The sequence below is a fragment of the Pseudomonas fluorescens genome, assembly GCF_018614775.1.
Taxonomy (GTDB): Bacteria; Pseudomonadota; Gammaproteobacteria; order Pseudomonadales; family Pseudomonadaceae; genus Aquipseudomonas; species Aquipseudomonas fluorescens_BY.
Genome location: NZ_JAGGOF010000010.1, coordinates 158,886 through 177,125, shown reverse-complemented (window position 1 = coordinate 177,125; position 18,240 = coordinate 158,886). Strand labels below are relative to the sequence as shown.

Sequence of the window (18,240 nt, the reverse complement as noted above, 5' to 3'; positions counted from 1 at the left end):
CAGATGAGCCTTTCGGCCGGCAAGGAACGCGCCGACCACGAGCACCGGGAAATCCTCGACGCCTGCCGTGCCGGTGATGTCGAACGGGCTGTGAAGCTGCTGGACGAACACATTGCCGGGGTGTGCAAGACGTTGTTTGAGTTTCTGCCAACCAGCCATTAAGCCCAGCCAGTCAGCCACCCCATCTTTCGGGAAGCCGCGATCCCCTGTGGGAGCGGGCTTGCTCGCGAAAGCGGTGTGTCAGCCAGCAGATGTGCCACTGAACCGCCGCCTTCGCGAGCAAGCCCGCTCCCACAGGCTTTATGTTCCAGCGCCCCCATCCATCTTGGTTAAACCGCCAACACCGGGCTGCTCAGGCGCTCCAGCAAGGTCGCCTGGGCGCTGCGCGGGTTCTGGTTGCCGGTCGGTGTGTTGCGGATGTAACGGCCGTCCGACTGCAAGCTCCAGCTGTGGGTGTTGTCGGTGAGGTAGCTTTCCAGCTCCTTCTTGACCCGCAGGACGAGCTTCTTGCCTTCCACCGGGAAGCAGGTCTCCACCCGTTTGTCGAGGTTGCGCTCCATCCAGTCGGCGCTGGACAGGAACATCTGCTCCTCGCCGCCGTTTAAGAAGTAGAACACCCGCGTATGCTCCAGGAAACGCCCGATGATCGAGCGCACGTGGATGTTATGGGACACCCCCGGGATGCCCGGCCGCAGGCAGCACATGCCCCGCACCACCAGGTCGATTCGCACGCCTGACTGGCTGGCCTTGTACAACGCACGGATGATCTTCGGATCGGTCAGCGAGTTGAACTTGGCAATGATGTGGGCCGGCTTGCCGTCCAGGGCGAACTGCGTCTCCCGGGCGATCATGTCGAGCATGCCCTTCTTCAGGGTGAACGGCGCATGCAACAGCTTCTTCATGCGCAGCGTCTTGCCCATGCCGATCAACTGGCTGAACAGTTTGCCGACGTCTTCGCACAAGGCGTCGTCAGAGGTCAGCAGGCTGTAGTCGGTGTACAGGCGGGCGTTGGCGGCGTGGTAGTTGCCGGTGCCCAAGTGCGCATACCGCACGATCTCACCGGCTTCGCGGCGCAGGATCAACATCATCTTGGCGTGGGTCTTGAAGCCGACCACGCCGTAGATCACCACCGCGCCCGCCGCTTGCAGGCGACTGGCCAGTTGCAGGTTGGACTCTTCATCGAAACGCGCGCGCAATTCGATCACTGCCGTGACTTCCTTGCCGTTTCGCGCCGCGTCCACCAGGGCGTCGACGATTTCCGAGTTGGCACCGCTGCGATACAGGGTCTGGCGCACCGCCAGGACGTGAGGGTCCTTGGCGGCTTGGCGCAGCAGGTCGACCACCGGCGTGAACGACTCGAACGGGTGCAGCAACAGGATGTCCTGCTTGCTGACCACGCTGAAGATGTTCTCGCTGTTCTGCAGCAGTTTCGGAATCTGCGGCGTGAATGGCAGGTATTGCAGTTCCGGGTGGCTGTCCAGGCCGGTGATGCTGAACAACCGGGTCAGGTTGACCGGGCCATTGACCTGATACAGCTCGGTCTCGTGCAGGTTGAACTGCTTGAGCAGGTAGTCGGACAACTGTTTCGGGCAGGTATCGGCCACTTCCAGGCGCACCGCGTCACCGTAGCGGCGGGAGAACAGCTCGCCGCGCAGGGCGCGGGCCAGGTCTTCAACGTCTTCGGTGTCCACCGACAAGTCGGCGTTGCGGGTCAGGCGGAACTGGTAGCAACCCTTCACCTTCATGCCCTGGAACAGGTCATCGGCGTGGGCGTGGATCATCGACGACAGGAACACATAGTTATCGCCGGCGCCGCCGACGTCTTCCGGCACGCGGATGATGCGCGGCAGCAGGCGTGGCGCGGGAATGATCGCCAGGCCGGAATCGCGACCAAAGGCGTCGACGCCCTCCAGTTCGACGATGAAGTTCAGGCTCTTGTTGACCAGCAACGGGAACGGGTGCGTCGGGTCGAGGCCGATCGGGGTGATGATCGGTGCGATTTCATCGCGGAAGTAACGGCGCACCCAGGTCTTGATCTTGGTGTTCCAGTTGCGCCGACGAATGAAGCGGACCTGATGCTTTTCCAGCTCCGGCAACAGGATGTCGTTGAGGATCGCGTACTGGCGATCCACATGGCCGTGGACCAGCTCGCTGATGCGCGCCAGGGCCTGATGCGGCTGCAGGCCGTCGGCACCGGCCTGCTCACGGGCGAAGGTGATCTGCTTCTTCAGACCGGCAACGCGGATTTCGAAGAACTCATCCAGGTTGCTGGAAAAGATCAGCAGGAACTTCAGGCGCTCCAGCAACGGATAGGACTCGTCCAGCGCCTGCTCCAGCACGCGGATATTGAACTGCAGTTGCGACAGCTCGCGGTGGATGTACAGGCTGCTGTCATCCAGGTTGGGGACCGCAATCGCCGGCACCGGCGCGGGCTCGTTGACCGCCGGGGGAGCGGGCTCCAGCTCCGGTGGGGTTTCGGCGATTTGCTCGACCACGGGCTGAGCGTCTTTTACGGCAACTTCAGAGAGTCCTTCGGTATTCATCGCAAGTTCCTGGGAGGCTATTTCTGCTCTCGTAACAATTGGGCGGCGCGCACGGCGAAGTAAGTCAGGATGCCATCAGCGCCTGCGCGCTTGAAAGCGGTCAGGGACTCGAGGATCACCCCTTCGCCCAGCCAACCGTTCTGGATCGCCGCCATGTGCATGGCGTACTCGCCGCTGACCTGATAAACAAAGGTCGGCACTTTGAATTCGTCTTTGACCCGGCAAAGAATGTCGAGGTAGGGCATGCCTGGCTTGACCATGACCATGTCTGCGCCTTCTGACAAGTCGGCGGCAACTTCGTGCAAGGCTTCGTGGCTGTTGGCCGGGTCCATCTGATAAGAGGCCTTGTTCGCCTTGCCCAGGTTCAGGGCCGAGCCGACCGCATCGCGGAACGGCCCATAATAGGCGCTGGCGTACTTGGCCGAGTAGGCCATGATCCGCACGTTGACGTGGCCGGCCACTTCAAGGGCCTCGCGGATCGCCTGGATACGCCCGTCCATCATGTCCGACGGCGCCACCACCTGGGCACCCGCCTCGGCGTGGGACAACGCTTGTCGGACCAGCGCATCGACGGTGATGTCGTTCTGCACATAGCCCTCTTCATCGAGAATGCCATCCTGCCCGTGGGTGGTGAACGGGTCCAGCGCCACGTCGGTGATCACCCCCAGCTCCGGGAAGCGCGCGCGCAGGGCGCGGGTCGCGCGTTGGGCGATCCCATCCGGGTTCCACGCCTCGGCGGCGTCCAGGGACTTGAGGCCCGACGGCGTGACCGGGAACAGCGCCAGCGCCGGAATGCCCAGTTCGACCCAGGTGGCGGCTTCTTCGAGCAACAGGTCGATGGTCAGGCGCTCTACCCCAGGCATCGACGCCACCGCTTCGCGACGGTTCTCACCGTCCAGCACAAACACCGGCAGGATCAGGTCATCGGTGGTCAGCACGTTTTCACGCACCAGCCGACGAGAGAACTCATCACGGCGATTGCGACGCAGGCGGGTAGCAGGGAACAGACGGTTGGCGGGGGTAAAGCTCACGGCAGACTCCTGAGCCCGCTGACGGGCGAGCGTGACAGTTATAAGCGGCCATTATGACGAACGTATGACAGTTGTGTGCAGCTGTGACCTGTCGTCGCAGTTATTGTCGTTGTAGGAAATGTTCACGTCGAGACACATTTCGATACTTTCCTGAATGTGCCTGAAGGGTTAGGCTGCGCGTTCATTTCGCCAGCACCTAAACAATGCTCCAGCAATTTCTACACGACTTCGGCTACCTGGCCCTGTTCATCGGCACGTTCTTCGAGGGTGAAACCATCCTCGTGCTCGCAGGTTTCCTGGCGTTCCGCGGCTACATGGACATCAACCTCGTGGTGGTGGTGGCGTTCTGCGGCAGCTACGCGGGCGATCAGCTGTGGTATTTCCTGGGTCGCAAGCACGGGCGCAAGTTGCTGGCGCGCAAGCCGCGCTGGCAATTGATGGGTGATCGCGCGCTGGAGCACATTCGCAAGCACCCGGACATCTGGGTCTTGAGCTTTCGTTTCGTCTACGGCTTGCGCACGGTGATGCCAGTGGCCATCGGCCTGTCGGGCTATCCGCCGGGCCGCTACCTGTTGCTCAACGGCATCGGCGCGGCCGTCTGGGCCACGGCGCTGGCCGCCGCGGCGTACCACTTCGGCGCCGCGCTCGAAACCATTCTGCCCAGCATCAAGAAGTACGAATTGTGGGTCCTCGGCAGCTTGCTGGTGCTGGGTTTCGGATTGTGGATACGCCGACGTATCAAGAATGCCCGCTTGGCCCGCAAGGTCCTCGAAGCCGAGCGGCTGGAACAGGCCCGGGGCGGCGAACCTACGACGCCAACCGAGTAAACCGGCTGCGGCAGCAATACAGGCCGATGCCGCTGAGCAGGCTGTAGCTGAGCACGCCGACCCAGGCCAGGGGCCCGCCCGGCCACAGCCCGGCCAGCGGCGCCAGCCACACCAGCAGCAGGCATGACGCCAGCCGAACCAGCTCCAACCGCAGCGCCCACGGGCGATTCTCCAAGGCCACCCCCAGCACGAACAAACCCAGCGCCACCGCGCCCCAGCCCAGTACCAGAGCGGCGCCCGACAGGCTCGTTTCCAGGTTCATCAAGTAGCTGCCCAGCGCGATGTAGGCGCAAAACTGCACTGCCACGTACCCCTGCTGACGCCCGTCCAGCGGCACCTCGAATTTTTCGAACCGACTCAGGTCCGGCTTGCTCAACGGGTACCTGGCCTCCACGTCTGCCGGCCGCCAACCGGTGGGCATGAACCAGATCCGCAGCTTGTCCCACCAGCGTTCGGTCCGTCGCGCATCCGCCCACAACTGTGCGTAGAACTGCAGGTTGGCCCACAACGGATTCCAGCTGGCCAGCGGCGTGGTCACGCCGAAAATGACCGGTTCGTTGTCGTCCTCTTCCTGGAAGGTGCCCAACAGACGGTCCCAAATAATGAACACCCCGCCGTAGTTGCGATCCATGTAGAGAGCGTTCTGTGCATGGTGGGCACGATGATTGGATGGCGTGACGAAGCACCACTCCAGCCAGCCGAGCTTGGGAATATGCTGGGTGTGGACCCAGAACTGATACAGCAGATTCAGCGCTGCGACGCTGACGAACACCACCAGCGGCACGCCGACCACGGCGAGCGGGAGGTAGAAAATCCAGCTCAACAAGAACCCGGTACTGGTCTGGCGCAACGCGGTGGACAGGTTGTAGTCCTCGCTCTGGTGATGCACCGAATGGGCGGCCCAGAGGATGTTGCGTTCATGGCCCATGCGGTGCAGCCAGTAATAGCAGAAGTCGTAGAGCACAAACGCAAACACCCAGACCCAGGCTCGGTCGGCTGGCAACTGGAGGACGGCCAGGTGTTTCAACGCAAAGGCGTAGGTCAACAGGCCCACGCCCTTGGTCAGCAAGCCGGTGGTGGTGGAGAGCACGCCGGTGCTCAGGCTGTTGATCGCATCGGCCACGCGGTAATGGCTCACCCCACGCCAGCGATCAGCCAGCAACTCGACGGCAATCAGGACGAAGAAGAACGGCACGGCATACAGAATGAAATTCATGATGCAATCCGGGCAGGCATAGCAGGGAGACAGTCGGCAGGTTAGGTGTAGCTGCCGGATAACCCTATGGCAACGAATGACAAATTAGTGGACATTTAACGCCATGAATCTGGAGAAAAACCCATGAGCAAAAAAATTGCAGTGATCCTTTCCGGCTGCGGCGTGTATGACGGCGCCGAGATCCACGAAAGTGTGATCACCTTGCTGCGCCTCGACCAGCGCGGCGCCCAGGTCCAGTGTTTCGCCCCCAACATCGCGCAGTTGCATGTGATCAATCACCTGACCGGTGAAGAGATGCCCGAGAGTCGCAACGTATTGGTCGAGTCAGCGCGGATCGCCCGGGGCAACGTCAAGGACCTGCGCGAGGCCAGGGCCGAGGATTTCGACGCGTTGATCGTGCCCGGCGGCTTTGGCTCGGCAAAAAATCTCTCCAACTTTGCCGTCGAAGGTGCAGGTTGCAGCGTCCAGCCAGAAGTCCTGGCACTGGCCGAGGCCTTCGCCGAGGCCGGTAAACCGGTGGGCCTGATTTGCATCTCGCCGGCCCTGGCGGCAAAAATCTACGGGCCAGGTGTGACCTGCACCATCGGCAACGACGCCGATACAGCGGCGGCCGTGAGCAAAATGGGCGGCACCCACGAGGACTGTGCCGTCACCGACATCGTCGAGGACACCGCGCGCAAACTGGTCAGCACCCCGGCCTACATGCTGGCGCAAAGCATCAGCGAAGCGGCTTCGGGCATCAACAAACTGGTGGACCGGGTGCTGGAGCTGACGCACGAGAACGATGCCTGAGCACAGCCACCCTCCAATGTGGGAGCGGGCTTGCTCGCGAATGAGGTCTATCAGCCATCAGATATGCCAGCTGAACCGGCGCATTCGCGAGCAAGCTCGCTCCCACAGGGGTTCCCGGCGAGATTCAGGTCACGCGCGCCAACCGCGTGAGTATCCGATCCAACGCATTGGCAAACCCCTGCTTGTCCCGCTCCCTGTAAGCCGCCGGGCCACCGCCGACATGGCCTTGCTCACGCAGATCGGTGAACAGGTTGCGCACCGCCAGCCGCTCGCCCATGTTCTGAGCATCGAACTCCTTGCCCCGGGGGTCCAGCGCGGCGACGCCCTTCTTCACCAACCGATCGGCCAAGAGCACGTCGCTGCAGATCACCAGTTCACCCGGTTCGGCGTGTTCCACCAGGTAATCGTCCGCCGCGTCAGGCCCGCTGGGCACCACGATCAGTTTCACGCAGGCCAGGGCCGGCTTGATCTGTGGCTGACCGGCCACCAGGACCACTTCGAACTGGCGCTTCAAGGCGAACTTGACCACCAGTTCCTTCGCCGGCTTGGGGCAGGCGTCAGCGTCGATCCATACGCGCATCAGGACACCTGCACCCTGCGCTTCTCTGCCACCCAACTGCGGCCATACAGCACGACGATCGCCAGGATCGCGATCACTTGGGCGGTCAGCGAGTAGGCGTCGGCATGGATGCCCAGCCAATCGAAATCGAAGAACGCCACCGGACGGGTGCCGAAGATTCCGGCTTCCTGCAAGGCCTTCACGCCATGGCCGGCGAACACCACGGACAGGGCGCACAACAACCCGGCGTTGATGCTGAAGAACAATGCCAGCGGCAGCTTCGCCGAGCCGCGCAGGATCACCCAGGCCAAGCCGACCAGCAAGACCAGCGCCGTCGCGCCGCCAGCCAGCACCGCGTTGTGCCCGGCAGGGCCGGCCTGCAACCAGAGGGTTTCGTAGAACAGGATCACTTCGAACAGTTCGCGATAGACCGAGAAAAACGCCAGGATGGCAAAACCGAAACGGCCCCCGCCGCCCACCAGGCTGCTCTTGATGTAATCCTGCCAGGCAGCCGCGTGGCGACGGTCGTGCATCCATACACCCAGCCACAGCACCATCACGCTGGCGAACAATGCCGTCGCACCTTCGAGCAGTTCGCGCTGGGCGCCGCTGACGTCGATCACATAGGCGGCCAGCCCCCAGGTCCCCAGGCCGGCCAGCAACGCCAGGCCCCAGCCCATGTTGACGCTACGCACCGCCGATTCCTGGCCGGTGTTGCGCAGGAACGCCAGAATCGAGGCCAGCACCAGGATCGCTTCCAGGCCTTCGCGTAGCAGAATCAGCAGACCGGAGATGAAGCTCAGCGACCAGCTCAAGCCATCGCCGCCCAGCAGGCCCGCAGACTGTTTCAATTTCGCCTTGGCCGCGTCCAGACGCTGAGTAGCCTGTTCGATCGGCAAGCCGTCCTGCAGCGACTGACGGTAGGCCATCAGGGACTTTTCCGTGTCCTTGCGCACGTTGGCATTGACGTTATCCAGCGAGCTTTCCACCAGCTCGAAACCTTCCAGGTAAGCCGCTACCGACAGGTCATAGGCCTGGTCGTGGTCGCCAGCGCGATAAGCCGCGATGCTCTTGTCCAGCGTGGCGGCGGTGTAGTCGAGCAACTGCGCCGGACCGCGCTGCACCTGCGGCGGCTGAGCGCGCTGGGCGCGGAACGTTGCCGCCGCTGCGGGCCCTTGGGCGGCGAGGACTTCGGCGGGCGTCTGGCGAGCGAGGTCGGCGAGGTTGTAGGTCTGTTCAGTTCTGGCGGCAGCCGGGTCGACGCTGAAGCTGGCGATGTAGGTCGCCAGGTCCCAGCGCTGACGGTCATCGAGTTGATCGGCGAAGGCCGGCATGTCCGTGCCTTCGATCCCCATGCCCAGGGTGTTGTAGATCGCGTAGAGACTCAGGCGATCCAGGCGCTGGCCGTCTCGCAGGTTGGCGGGCGGCGGTTCCAGGCCGACACCGGCTGGGCCATCGCCGGCACCATTGGCACCGTGGCACACCGAGCAGTTCTGGGCATACAGCGGTGCGCCGCGGGTGGGATCCGGGGTGATGATCGGTGCCTGGCTGACTTCATACGCCACTGCCAGCTTCGCCCCCAATTGCCGCGCCTGACGGGCAACATCGCCGCCGTCCTGGCGCTGGCTGATTGCATTGCGCAGGGCACTGATGCCCTGGCTCAGCTCAGCCTTTTCCGGCTTGGCCGGCAGCCCGGCGATCAGTCCTTCCAATACCTGGGTAAATTCAAGTTGCTCGCGGTATTCGGCATCGTCGATGACCTTGCCCGCGTCGACCGTCGCCGGATAATCCGCCCCGATATAATCCAACAGGTGCAGCGCCTGGGGGGCGCCCTCGACAGTATCGGCCAGCAGTGACGGGCTGCTCAGTGCCAGCATCGACAGCACAAGCCAGGCCAGGAAACGGAACGGGGCAGTCATGAATGACTCTCGATTGGTAATAAGAAGTAACACATTGTTCACTTCCAATGACTTTGGCTCAAGAGCCGAGATGATTTGGCGGCATTTTTTCATCGGAAATTCATGCTTTGGGTGTGATATCACAAAAACAGCATCACGGAATTGAAAAGCCATTACATAGCCAATCGCCATGTTTATAATCCCGCCGCCTTCTTATTATCAGAGGGCATAAAAGCGCCTCTTTTTATGAGGAACAGACAGCGTCTCGACGCTCGTCCGTGGGATCGCCCCAGCCCGACCCGCACACCCCGGCTGCTATTCAGGGAAGAAATGTCCATGGCATCCCGTGCCGTTTTCTCGGTCGCCCTTGGTGCGATTACCTTGCTGTCCGGCTGTACCGCCTTTCGCAACTACGACAGCGAACTGGCCCAGACCAACCAGCAGCTGGCTTCCGGCAACGTCGACGCAGCGTTGACCCTGCTGGAAAAGAACAACACCAGCCAGGACAAGGACCTGCTGTATTATTTCGAGAAAGGTGAGCTGCTGCGCGCCAAGGGCGACCTGTCCGGCAGCCAGACGGCCTGGAACAGTGCCGACCGACAGGTTGGCCAGTGGGAAGACGCGGTCAAACTCGACACCGCCAAGTACGTGGCCCAATTCGGCAGTTTCCTGGTTAACGACAAGGTCCGTCGCTACGAAGGCTACGACTACGAAAAAGTCATGCTGACCACGCAGATGGCCCTGAACCTGCTGGCCGTGAACGACTTCGATGGTGCACGGACCCAGATCAAGAAAACCCACGAACGCGAAGCGGTAATTGCCGACCTGCGGGACAAGGAATACCTCAAGCGCGAAGAAGAAGCCGAAGAGCACGGGGTCAAGACCGAATACAAGGACCTCAAGGGCTACCCGGTGGCCAGTCTCGACGCGCCGGAAGTGGTCAGCCTGAAAAACAGTTACCAGAGTGCGTTCAGCCATTACCTGGCCGGCTTCGTCTACGAAGCCCTGGGCGAAAAGGACCTGGCTGCACCGGGTTATCGCACGGCCGCCGAACTGCGGCCCAACACGCCGCTGCTGGAGCAGGCCCTGCTCAACCTCGACAAACCGGCCGCCAGGAACGACGACAGCGATATCCTGATCGTGGTGCAGAGCGGCCTGGCGCCGTCCCGGGACTCAATGCGTATTCCCCTGCCCTTGCCGATCAGTGGCCACCTGGTAATCACCCCGCTGTCGTTCCCGGTGATCAAGCCTGACACCTCCACGGCCACCTTCGCCCAGATCGGTGTCGACGGCCGCCAGATGGACCTGACCCAGCTCAGTAGCACCACCGCCATGTCCCGCCGCGCCCTGCGCGACGACATGCCCGGCATCATCCTGCGTACCACCGTGCGCGCCATCACCAAAGGCGTGGCGCAAAAGCAGATCAACGACACCAATCCCCTGGCCGGCCTGGCCGTGGGTATCACCTCGGCGGTGCTTGAAGGTGCCGACACCCGCACCTGGCGCACACTGCCCGATTACACCCAAGTGGTACGCCTGCGCCTGAAGAAGGGCGAGCACCAGGTCACCCTCCCGAGTGCGGTGGGTGGTTCGGTGGTCAAGGTCAACGTGGACCAGCGCTACCAGGTCATCAGCCTGCGGGCGGTGGGCAATCAGGTCTTCGCCGGCGGCCTGGCGGCCCAGGTGGTCCCGAGCGCCAACCCGAGCGCGGTCGCCAGCCTCAAACAACCTTAAGAACGGAGTCTTTGTTCACATGCGTTTAAAACTGATCGCCGTCGGCGCCCTGGCCTTGCTGGCCGGTTGCGCCACCCCGCCGCCACCGGAGCCGGGCACCGCCGCCAGCAAAGTCGTGGCCATGGGCAAGACCAAGAACATCGTGGTCGGCGCCATGCGCGTGGCCCGGGAAAACGGCTACATGACGGTCAATGTGCAGCTGAGCAACACCAGCTACAACAACAAGACGATGTATTACCGCTTTGCCTGGCTGGGGCCGGAAGGCTTTCCGATCGCCGAGGAAGAAACCTGGAAAACCCTGACGCTGTACGGCGAACAGACCAAGTTCCTGCCGGCCATCGCGCCGACGCCCAAGGCCGTGGACTTCCGTCTGGAGATCAATACGCCTTAAAGGCAAACCCTGTGGGAGCGAGCCTGCTCGCGATGGCGACGAGCAGGCTCGCTCCCACAGTTTGTTGACTGACTGGCATCACGCGTCATTCCTTATTCAGTTTTCGAGAGCCTCCACATGTTCCTACGCATTTCCTCCCTAGCCCTCGCCGTCCTGCTGGTCAGCGGCTGCGCCAACAACTCGCCGGTGCTGGGTAACAAGAACATCAGCTATGGCGACACCAAGGCCGTGGAAACCGTGACCAACGAGTTCGGCTCCACCGACCTGCAAATGATCGCCGAGTCCATGACCCGCTCGCTGGCCCAATCCGGTGTTCTGCAGGGTCGTCCCGTGGTGCAGGTCTATGACGTGAAGAACAAGACCAGCGAGTACATCGACACGCGCGAAATCACCACCAGCATCAAGACCCAACTGATGAAGACCGGCGCGGCGCGATTCGCCAGCGACAACAACGCCATGGACAGCCAGGTCGACCAACTCAAGCTGCAGAACCAGAGCGGCCTGTACAAGAAAAACACCGTAGCCAAGACCGGCAACATGATCGCGGCCAAGTACCGTATCGAGGGTTCCATCAGCTCCATCGTCAAGCGCAGCAGCGACTACAAGGACGTCTTCTACAAATTCAGCCTGCAATTGATCGACGTCGAAAGCGGTCTGGCCGAGTGGATGGATGAGAAAGAAATCCGCAAGACCACGGAGCGCTGAGTCATGCGCACATGGATTGGCATCATGGCCCTGGCCTGTGCGTTCGGCGCGCAGGCGGCCCCGAAAGTCGCGGTCACTGACCTGGCATATCAGGAACGGGTGGAGGAATACATCCACACCGTTTCGGCCCAGAGCAACTTCCAGGCGAACGCCTACAGCGCCAGCGCTTCGTCGAGCTACGACGAGATGGAAGCCACCAGCAGCTACATCGAGCAGGGTGAGCTGCGCAAGTTCACCGGTGACATCAAGGGCGAGATTCTGCGCAGCGGAATGTTCCAGCTGGTGCAGGGCACGCCCTACACCGCTGCGTCCAAGGGCGACGTCCATGACGTCATCAAGCGCATCAAGGCCGGGAACTTCAAGGGTGCCGACTACGTGCTGTTCGGTACGGTGTCGGACATCGATTTCACCCGCGACATCAACGAGCTGGCCAACACCAACAGCTACTCGGCGGTGCTGGCGTTGACCCTGGTGGCGGACTTCAGCCTGATCAACACCAAGACCTTCGAGATTACCTCGGCGTTCACCGCCATGGGCGAAGGCCAGGACACCAAGCTGCTGAACCACCGGGACGTGCACATCAGCCTCAACCGCCCGCGGGTGGTGCGCGATGTGTCCAAGGCTCTGGGTGAAGACGTGGCGCGGCAGATGAGCGAACAGCTCGGTGGTCCGAGCTACGAAGCACCCCGCGAGCCCGCGCAGCGCAACAACCTGCCACGGGATACGGCGCCGGTGATTTTGCGCTGAGCCCAACCACTGGATAGAGGCTTATGTGGCGAGGGAGCTTGCTCCCCCGTCACAGGTGGCGTGTTGAACGGTGCGGTTACACCGCCGCCTTGCGAATCGTCGCCAACAACCCCGCTGCGCCGATGAACAGACCGGCAAACGTGCGGTTCATCCGTCGTTGCTGTTTCGGCGTGCGCAACAGGCGCAGGACTTTCGACGCCAGTCCGGTGTAACCGGCCATGACGACAAGGTCGACGCAGATCATGGTCACGCCCAGGATCAGGTACTGCTTGAGCAAGGGGGCGTGGGGATCGATGAACTGCGGCAGCACCGCCAGCATGAACACCAGGGCCTTGGGGTTGCTGATGTTCACCAGGAACCCGCGAAACACCAGCGCCAAGGGCTTGCCGATAGGCCGCACGGCCGCATCGTCGCTGATATCGCTTGGGATGGCTCGCCACTGCTTGATGCCCAGGTAGACCAGATAGGCCACACCGAACCACTTGATCGCATAGAACGCGGTGGCCGACGCCGTGAGGATCGCCCCCACACCGGCCGCCACGATCGCAATCTGCAACGCCAGGCCCAGTTGCAGGCCCAGGGCATTCCAGTAGCCGCGCCAGAAACCGTATTGCAGGCCGCTGGACATCGATGCAATGGCACCGGCACCCGGCGAAAGACTGATCACCCAGCAGGCGGCGAAAAACGCCAGCCATGTTTCCAGGACCATTGCACACCTCGGCTCGGATTCGTCGAAACGACTACGCTAATACCCCGTTGCGCGGTTGACCACTGTTTTTTTGCATCGACTCGCGAGGAATGAACGCCACGCTATTCGACGAAACCACCCACCGGGAATGCCTCGCTGCCGCGCCAGCGCCGGACCGAACGCTGGAAGAACAGACTGTTGGGCACTTGCACCATGGCGCTGCCGGTGCCGAGCTCCTCGGGTTCGATCAGGGTGGTGTAGAGCAGATTGATCGCGACCACTCGGCCCTTGATGCCGGGTTTGTCGGTGGCGTCCACCAGCTCGACCACGTCACCCAGGCGAAACGGTCCGACGGTGTAGATGAGTACGGCGCAGAGCAGGTTCGACAAGACGCTCCAGATGGCGAAGAACGCCACCGCCGCCACCGCGACGAAACCCGACAGCGCGGTCCACAGCACCGTGGCCGAGACGCCCAGGCGCTCGAGCACGATCAACACCGCGCTGCCCATGATCAGCCAGCGCAACACACCCCGCAGGATGATCAGCAGCTGTGGCGGAAAGGGATAACGTTCGCCAAGGCCCGTGAGGGCGCGTGCCACGAAACGTTGTGCAAGATAACCGACCAGCAGGATCAGCAGGATTTGCACCCCGAGCCAGATCGGCTCGATCCACGTGACGGGGACAGGCAACGCCAACGCTTCCATCAGGACAATGCCTCCAGCTCCGCTTGCAGGTTTTCCAGCAACTCCAGGGCTTGCATCCAGGCTTCCTCCAGCTCTGCTTCGCGAACTTTCAGCTTGGCCTGTTCGGCCAGCAGGTCACGCAACTCATCCTTGCGCGCCGCCTCGTAGAGACCGCTGTCACCCAGGCTGGTTTCGATTTTCTGCAGCCTTTCATGCAGCTTGCCCAGTTCGGCTTCGAGCTTGTCGGCCTCGCGCTTGTGGGGCGCCAGTTGCTGACGCAACGCGGCGGCGGCCTGGCGCTGGGCCTTCTTGTCGGTCTTGTCCGGGTTGACCGGGGTGGTACTGACCGGCGCGTTGCGCTGGCGATAATCCACCAGCCAGCGTGCGTAGTCCTCCAGATCGCCGTCGAACTCCTCGACCTTGCCGTCAGCCACCAGGAAGAAATTGTCCGTGGTGCTCTTGAGCAGATGCCGATCGTGGGACACCACCAGCACCGCGCCGCTGAATTCCTGCAAGGCCATGGTCAGGGCCAGGCGCATTTCCAGGTCCAGGTGGTTGGTCGGTTCGTCGAGCAGCAACAGGTTCGGCCGGCCCCAGGCGATCAACGCCAATGCCAGGCGAGCCTTTTCGCCACCGGAAAAATTCAGCACCGGCTCGTCGATGCGCGCGCCACGGAAGTCGAAGCCACCGAGAAAATCGCGCAGGACCTGCTCGCGCTCGGTCGGCGCCAGGCGTTGCAGGTGCAACAACGGGCTGGCCTTGGAATCGAGGGAGTCGAGTTGATGTTGGGCGAAGTAACCGACCACGGTGTTTTCGCCACGGGTCAGGCGCCCGCCCAACGGCTGGAGGTCACCGGAGAGGTTTTTGATCAGGGTCGACTTACCGGCACCGTTAGGCCCCAGCAGGCCGATCCGCGCACCGGGGGTCAGCTGCAGCTTGACCTTCTCCAGCACGGTCTTGTCGCCGTAGCCCAGGCGTGCGTCGGACAGGTCGATCAACGGGCTGGAGATTTTGCTCGATTCGCGGAAGACGAAATCGAACGGCGAATCGACGTGGGCGGCCGACAGCTCTTCCATCCGCTCCAGCGCCTTGATCCGGCTCTGGGCCTGGCGGGCCTTGGTGGCCTGGGCCTTGAAGCGGGCGATGTAGCTTTCCATGTGCGCACGTTGCGCCTGCTGTTTCTCGTAGGCCTGCTGTTGCTGGGCCAGGCGCTCGGCACGGGCGCGCTCGAAGGCGCTGTAGCCGCCACGGTACAAGGTCAGCTTGCGTTGATCGACATGGGCGACGTGATCGACCACCGCATCGAGGAAGTCGCGGTCGTGGGAGATCAGCAGCAACGTGCCCGGATAGCTCTTGAGCCAGTCTTCGAGCCAGATGATCGCGTCCAGGTCCAGGTGGTTGGTCGGCTCATCGAGCAACAGCAGATCCGAAGGGCACATCAAGGCCTGCGCCAGGTTCAGGCGCATCCGCCAGCCGCCGGAGAAGTCCCCGACCTGGCGGTCCATCTGTTCATTGGTAAACCCCAGGCCGGCGAGCAGTTTGCGCGCGCGGGCATCGGAGGTGTAGCCATCGGCGCTGTCGAGCTCCGAGTGCAGGCGGGCCTGCGCCGCGCCGTCGTGGGCCGCTTCGGCCGCCGCCAGGTCGCGTTGCACCTGACGCAGACGCAAGTCGCCGTCGAGCACGTAGTCCACCGCCAGGCGCTCAAGGGTATCGACCTCCTGGCGCATGTGGGCAATACGCCAGTCGGCCGGCAGCAGGCAATTGCCCGAGTCCGGGTGCAGCTCACCGCGGAGCAAGGCGAACAGGCTCGATTTGCCGGCGCCGTTGGCACCGATGAGGCCGGCTTTGTGGCCGGCGTGCAGGGTCAGCTCGGCGTCTTCTAGCAGACGTTGCGGGCCACGCTGTAAAGTCAGGTTCTGAAGTCGGATCATAATGGCGGCGGAGTCTACCAGCTTCGCTCGCAACTGGCGCGAGTAGCACGATGTCCCTTGACCTTTGGAGCTTTTCCCTCGACCTCTATGCCAGGCCTGGCGTAGAAGCCGCTTGCCTGGCGGCACAGGACGCCGGCAGCCCTGTCTGCCTGCTGCTTTGTGGCCTGTGGCTGGAACAGCGCGGCGTGGCCTATAGCGAACAACGGCTGCAACAGCTTCGAGAACTGCTCGAACCCTGGGACAGAGAAGTGGTGCAGCCATTGCGCGCGCTTCGCACTCAATGGAAAACCAACGTACTACAAGACTCGGCACTGGAGAACCTGCGCGAACAGGTCAAGCGACTGGAACTGGAAGCCGAACGGCGGTTGCTGGAGCGATTGGAAGCGGCGACCAAGGATTGGCCCGCGGCACAAAACAAGGACTCAGCGCAATGGCTGCAAGCGCTGGCGGCGAATACCGACCCAGCGAACCATGACGCGCTGCATCAGCTGCGCGTCGCGGTGTCCGGCATTTAGGAAGCGCTGGTTGGGGTGCTGGTGCTTGGCGCCACGGAAGCGGACGGGCTGACCGTCGGGGTCGGAGTACTGGCGGTTGAAGCAGAAGCGGCTGCCGGGGCTGCGGTTGCCGGCTTGGCAGCAGGTGCGGTCGACGGCTTCGCGGCGGCTGGTTTTTTCACCGCAGGTTTAGCCGCCGGCTTGGCAGGCGCTTTTGCAGCGGCAGGCTTGGTGGCAGCTGGCTTGGCAGCAGGTTTTGCCGTAGCAGGTTTTGCCGCAGCTTTGGCTGGGGCTTTAACAGGTGCTTTGGCAGCGGCAGGCTTGGCAGCGGCTTTTACAGCAGACTTGGCAGCAGCGGGTTTGGCGGCGGTGGTCTTAGTTGCCGCTGGTTTGGCCGCTGGTTTCGCAGCAGCGGTTTTTGCAGTCGTTTTAGCAGCCGGTTTAGCTGCGGCGGTTTTCGTCACTGCGGGTTTGGCGGCGGTGGTTTTGGCAACCGGTTTAGTCGCAGCTTTTGCCACAGGTTTGGCGGCTGCAGTTTTGGCAGTTGGCTTGGCAGCAGTTCTGGCGGCCGATTTTCTTGCCGCAGGTTTTGCAGCACTCGCAGCGACCGCTTTGGCAGCCGGCTTGCTCGCGGTCTTGGCCGGTGCTTTTGCAGCGGATTTGGCTGCCACTTTGGCCGGTGTTTTTGCCGGGGTGGGTTTAGCGGCTGGCTTCTTGGCCGATACAGCAGCAGGCTTGGCAGCACGAAGGGTCAGCGCCTTGCTGGCAGCCTCTTGTACGCGACCCACACCTTGGGCCAGTTTCAGGCTTTCCTGGGCATCACGCTTGAGTTGCAGAATGTAGGCGCGGGTTTCGGACTGACGATCTTTCAGTGCGTCGAGCAGGTCTTCGAGTTCTTTCACACCGTCTTTGGCCTTGGCTTGTGCCTTGGCCTTGCCAGCAGTGGCTGCGCCTTGCAATTTGGTGCGCGACTTGTGCAGTTTTTCCTGCGCCTTGCCGCGTTGTTTTTCCAGTTTGGCGAGCAGTTTTTCAGCATCAGCCAGGGCTTGGGAGCAGGCATTTTCCAGATGTTCGAGCAGGCTGCCCGAGAGTTGTTGGAGTAAGTGCAACGGAGTGTTTACAGGCTTCTTGGTGGCCGACATGGTTTACCTCCTGACTGACGTGAGTGCGGCTCATACTAGACCTCTGCTACAACCGCCGCTAGGGCATGTTGACAGTACACAAGCCGTTGCGTTGCAAGGTACGAAAAATCTTCTGCATCAACGTCTGAGCAATTCATCTCTACCGATATCGGCACTGGCATAATCCCTCGATTCGAGGCCGGAGTTCCCCCATGTTGCGTCACCTGTTTCTATTCTTGTGCGTGAGTTGCGCCATGGCTCAGGCCGCTGAAAAAACCAGCACAAACGATGCCCGTGATCTGGCTTACAGCCTCGGCGCGAGCCTGGGTGAACGCTTGCGCCAGGACGTACCCGACCTGCAAATCCAGGCGTTGATCGAAGGCCTGCAACAGGCCTATCTGGGCAAGCCGCTGGCGCTCAAGGATGAACGCATCGAACAGATCCTGGCTGAGCACCAGGCACAACTGACAGCGCAGTCGACGACGCCGCAGGCCGAGAAAGCGTTGAAGATGGAGCAGAAGTTTCTCAACGAAGAAAAGAGCCGCCCCGGTGTCCAGCAACTCGCGGACGGCATCCTGTTGACCGAACTCAAACCAGGCAAAGGCGCAAAGGCAGGCCCCCATGGCAAGGTCCAGGTGTTGTATACCGGCCGATTGCCGGACGGCACCGTATTCGACTCCAACCGCCAGGCACAGTGGTTCAATCTCGACAGCGTGATTGATGGCTGGCGCAGCGCGTTGCCGCAGATGCCAGTAGGCGCGAAGTGGCGACTGGTGATTCCTTCGACCCAGGCCTACGGTGCCGAAGGGGCCGGGGATGTGATCCCGCCCTTCACGCCATTGGTGTTTGAAATCGAATTGCTGGGTGCGACGACCTGACG

At 62.2% G+C, this 18,240-nt stretch carries 18 protein-coding genes; 9 read left to right on the top strand and 9 right to left on the bottom strand.

Annotation, left to right across the window (positions count from 1 at the left end):
- On the top strand, window positions 1-162 hold a 162-nt coding region (locus J7E36_RS03310; RefSeq protein ID WP_214999844.1), incomplete at its 5' end, for an FCD domain-containing protein.
- A gap of 167 nt (window positions 163-329) precedes the next feature.
- On the opposite strand, the gene ppk1 is transcribed toward J7E36_RS03310, so the two are convergent.
- Both ppk1 and hemB read right to left on the bottom strand, forming a co-directional pair.
- Window positions 330-2,543: a polyphosphate kinase 1 gene (gene ppk1, locus J7E36_RS03305; protein WP_214999832.1), complete on the bottom strand. Its 2,214-nt coding sequence runs from the start codon at window positions 2,541-2,543 to the stop codon at window positions 330-332.
- 17 nt (window positions 2,544-2,560) lie between these two features.
- Window positions 2,561-3,574: a porphobilinogen synthase gene (hemB, locus tag J7E36_RS03300; protein ID WP_214999830.1), complete on the bottom strand. Its 1,014-nt coding sequence runs from the start codon at window positions 3,572-3,574 to the stop codon at window positions 2,561-2,563.
- 203 nt (window positions 3,575-3,777) lie between these two features.
- Between hemB and J7E36_RS03295 the strand changes: the two genes are divergently transcribed.
- A complete protein-coding gene (locus tag J7E36_RS03295; protein WP_214999828.1) occupies window positions 3,778-4,401 on the top strand; it encodes a DedA family protein in 624 nt (207 codons plus the stop codon).
- On the opposite strand, the gene J7E36_RS03290 is transcribed toward J7E36_RS03295, so the two are convergent.
- Window positions 4,382-5,617, bottom strand: coding sequence for a sterol desaturase family protein (locus J7E36_RS03290; RefSeq protein ID WP_214999826.1), 1,236 nt, complete (start codon window positions 5,615-5,617; stop codon window positions 4,382-4,384). The two genes, J7E36_RS03295 and J7E36_RS03290, sit on opposite strands and share 20 nt — an antisense overlap.
- Before the next feature lie 123 nt (window positions 5,618-5,740).
- Between J7E36_RS03290 and elbB the strand changes: the two genes are divergently transcribed.
- Window positions 5,741-6,409 carry an isoprenoid biosynthesis glyoxalase ElbB gene (elbB, locus tag J7E36_RS03285; RefSeq protein WP_214999824.1) on the top strand — a complete coding sequence of 223 codons (669 nt, stop codon included), beginning with the start codon at window positions 5,741-5,743 and terminating at the stop codon, window positions 6,407-6,409.
- 124 nt (window positions 6,410-6,533) lie between these two features.
- Here elbB and J7E36_RS03280 read toward each other — a convergent pair whose 3' ends face one another.
- On the bottom strand, window positions 6,534-6,989 hold the full coding sequence (locus J7E36_RS03280) for a YaiI/YqxD family protein (RefSeq protein WP_214999822.1): 456 nt from the start codon (window positions 6,987-6,989) through the stop codon (window positions 6,534-6,536).
- On the bottom strand, window positions 6,989-8,887 hold the full coding sequence (locus J7E36_RS03275; protein WP_214999820.1) for a cytochrome c/FTR1 family iron permease: 1,899 nt from the start codon (window positions 8,885-8,887) through the stop codon (window positions 6,989-6,991). Before J7E36_RS03275 ends, J7E36_RS03280 begins: the two co-directional genes overlap by 1 nt.
- Before the next feature lie 315 nt (window positions 8,888-9,202).
- On the opposite strand from J7E36_RS03275, the gene J7E36_RS03270 reads away from it, so the two are divergent.
- The 4 genes from J7E36_RS03270 to J7E36_RS03255 all read left to right on the top strand — a co-directional run bounded on the left by J7E36_RS03270 (window position 9,203) and on the right by J7E36_RS03255 (window position 12,443).
- On the top strand, window positions 9,203-10,600 hold the full coding sequence (locus tag J7E36_RS03270; RefSeq protein ID WP_214999818.1) for a COG3014 family protein: 1,398 nt from the start codon (window positions 9,203-9,205) through the stop codon (window positions 10,598-10,600).
- Between the two features lie 19 nt (window positions 10,601-10,619).
- The gene (locus J7E36_RS03265; RefSeq protein WP_042731148.1) at window positions 10,620-10,991 is read left to right on the top strand and encodes a YcfL family protein; all 372 of its coding nucleotides are present in this window, start codon (window positions 10,620-10,622) and stop codon (window positions 10,989-10,991) included.
- Between the two features lie 117 nt (window positions 10,992-11,108).
- Window positions 11,109-11,696: a penicillin-binding protein activator LpoB gene (gene lpoB, locus J7E36_RS03260; RefSeq protein ID WP_214999816.1), complete on the top strand. Its 588-nt coding sequence runs from the start codon at window positions 11,109-11,111 to the stop codon at window positions 11,694-11,696.
- A gap of 3 nt (window positions 11,697-11,699) precedes the next feature.
- Window positions 11,700-12,443, top strand: coding sequence for a penicillin-binding protein activator LpoB (locus J7E36_RS03255; protein WP_214999814.1), 744 nt, complete (start codon window positions 11,700-11,702; stop codon window positions 12,441-12,443).
- A gap of 76 nt (window positions 12,444-12,519) precedes the next feature.
- Here J7E36_RS03255 and rhtB read toward each other — a convergent pair whose 3' ends face one another.
- The 3 genes from rhtB to J7E36_RS03240 all read right to left on the bottom strand — a co-directional run bounded on the left by rhtB (window position 12,520) and on the right by J7E36_RS03240 (window position 15,745).
- Window positions 12,520-13,152: a homoserine/homoserine lactone efflux protein gene (rhtB, locus tag J7E36_RS03250; protein ID WP_214999812.1), complete on the bottom strand. Its 633-nt coding sequence runs from the start codon at window positions 13,150-13,152 to the stop codon at window positions 12,520-12,522.
- Window positions 13,153-13,253: 101 nt separating this feature from the next.
- Window positions 13,254-13,835: a mechanosensitive ion channel family protein gene (locus J7E36_RS03245; protein ID WP_214999810.1), complete on the bottom strand. Its 582-nt coding sequence runs from the start codon at window positions 13,833-13,835 to the stop codon at window positions 13,254-13,256.
- Window positions 13,835-15,745 (bottom strand): ATP-binding cassette domain-containing protein, encoded by a 1,911-nt coding sequence (locus tag J7E36_RS03240; RefSeq protein WP_214999808.1) that lies wholly within the window; start codon window positions 15,743-15,745, stop codon window positions 13,835-13,837. Before J7E36_RS03240 ends, J7E36_RS03245 begins: the two co-directional genes overlap by 1 nt.
- A 50-nt stretch (window positions 15,746-15,795) precedes the next feature.
- Here J7E36_RS03240 and J7E36_RS03235 point away from each other — a divergent pair, with 50 nt between their 5' ends.
- On the top strand, window positions 15,796-16,260 hold the full coding sequence (locus J7E36_RS03235; RefSeq protein WP_214999806.1) for a TIGR02444 family protein: 465 nt from the start codon (window positions 15,796-15,798) through the stop codon (window positions 16,258-16,260).
- On the opposite strand, the gene J7E36_RS03230 is transcribed toward J7E36_RS03235, so the two are convergent.
- A complete protein-coding gene (locus J7E36_RS03230; RefSeq protein WP_214999804.1) occupies window positions 16,257-17,381 on the bottom strand; it encodes an AlgP family protein in 1,125 nt (374 codons plus the stop codon). The two genes, J7E36_RS03235 and J7E36_RS03230, sit on opposite strands and share 4 nt — an antisense overlap.
- A 191-nt stretch (window positions 17,382-17,572) precedes the next feature.
- Between J7E36_RS03230 and J7E36_RS03225 the strand changes: the two genes are divergently transcribed.
- The gene (locus tag J7E36_RS03225; protein WP_214999802.1) at window positions 17,573-18,238 is read left to right on the top strand and encodes an FKBP-type peptidyl-prolyl cis-trans isomerase; all 666 of its coding nucleotides are present in this window, start codon (window positions 17,573-17,575) and stop codon (window positions 18,236-18,238) included.
- Window positions 18,239-18,240: the final 2 nt, after the last annotated feature.

Excerpts from the sequence above, each read along its gene's own strand:
- ppk1 (WP_214999832.1), bottom strand. The coding sequence starts at position 2,543 with ATGAATACCGAAGGACTCTCTGAAGTTGCCGTAAAAGACGCTCAGCCC.
- J7E36_RS03235 (WP_214999806.1), top strand. The coding sequence starts at position 15,796 with ATGTCCCTTGACCTTTGGAGCTTTTCCCTCGACCTCTATGCCAGGCCT.
- J7E36_RS03270 (WP_214999818.1), top strand. The coding sequence starts at position 9,203 with ATGGCATCCCGTGCCGTTTTCTCGGTCGCCCTTGGTGCGATTACCTTG.
- J7E36_RS03225 (WP_214999802.1), top strand. The coding sequence starts at position 17,573 with ATGTTGCGTCACCTGTTTCTATTCTTGTGCGTGAGTTGCGCCATGGCT.
- J7E36_RS03245 (WP_214999810.1), bottom strand. The coding sequence starts at position 13,835 with ATGGAAGCGTTGGCGTTGCCTGTCCCCGTCACGTGGATCGAGCCGATC.
- J7E36_RS03275 (WP_214999820.1), bottom strand. The coding sequence starts at position 8,887 with ATGACTGCCCCGTTCCGTTTCCTGGCCTGGCTTGTGCTGTCGATGCTG.
- J7E36_RS03230 (WP_214999804.1), bottom strand. The coding sequence starts at position 17,381 with ATGTCGGCCACCAAGAAGCCTGTAAACACTCCGTTGCACTTACTCCAA.
- J7E36_RS03290 (WP_214999826.1), bottom strand. The coding sequence starts at position 5,617 with ATGAATTTCATTCTGTATGCCGTGCCGTTCTTCTTCGTCCTGATTGCC.
- elbB (WP_214999824.1), top strand. The coding sequence starts at position 5,741 with ATGAGCAAAAAAATTGCAGTGATCCTTTCCGGCTGCGGCGTGTATGAC.
- J7E36_RS03295 (WP_214999828.1), top strand. The coding sequence starts at position 3,778 with ATGCTCCAGCAATTTCTACACGACTTCGGCTACCTGGCCCTGTTCATC.
- J7E36_RS03240 (WP_214999808.1), bottom strand. The coding sequence starts at position 15,745 with ATGATCCGACTTCAGAACCTGACTTTACAGCGTGGCCCGCAACGTCTG.
- J7E36_RS03265 (WP_042731148.1), top strand. The coding sequence starts at position 10,620 with ATGCGTTTAAAACTGATCGCCGTCGGCGCCCTGGCCTTGCTGGCCGGT.
- rhtB (WP_214999812.1), bottom strand. The coding sequence starts at position 13,152 with ATGGTCCTGGAAACATGGCTGGCGTTTTTCGCCGCCTGCTGGGTGATC.
- lpoB (WP_214999816.1), top strand. The coding sequence starts at position 11,109 with ATGTTCCTACGCATTTCCTCCCTAGCCCTCGCCGTCCTGCTGGTCAGC.
- J7E36_RS03280 (WP_214999822.1), bottom strand. The coding sequence starts at position 6,989 with ATGCGCGTATGGATCGACGCTGACGCCTGCCCCAAGCCGGCGAAGGAA.
- J7E36_RS03255 (WP_214999814.1), top strand. The coding sequence starts at position 11,700 with ATGCGCACATGGATTGGCATCATGGCCCTGGCCTGTGCGTTCGGCGCG.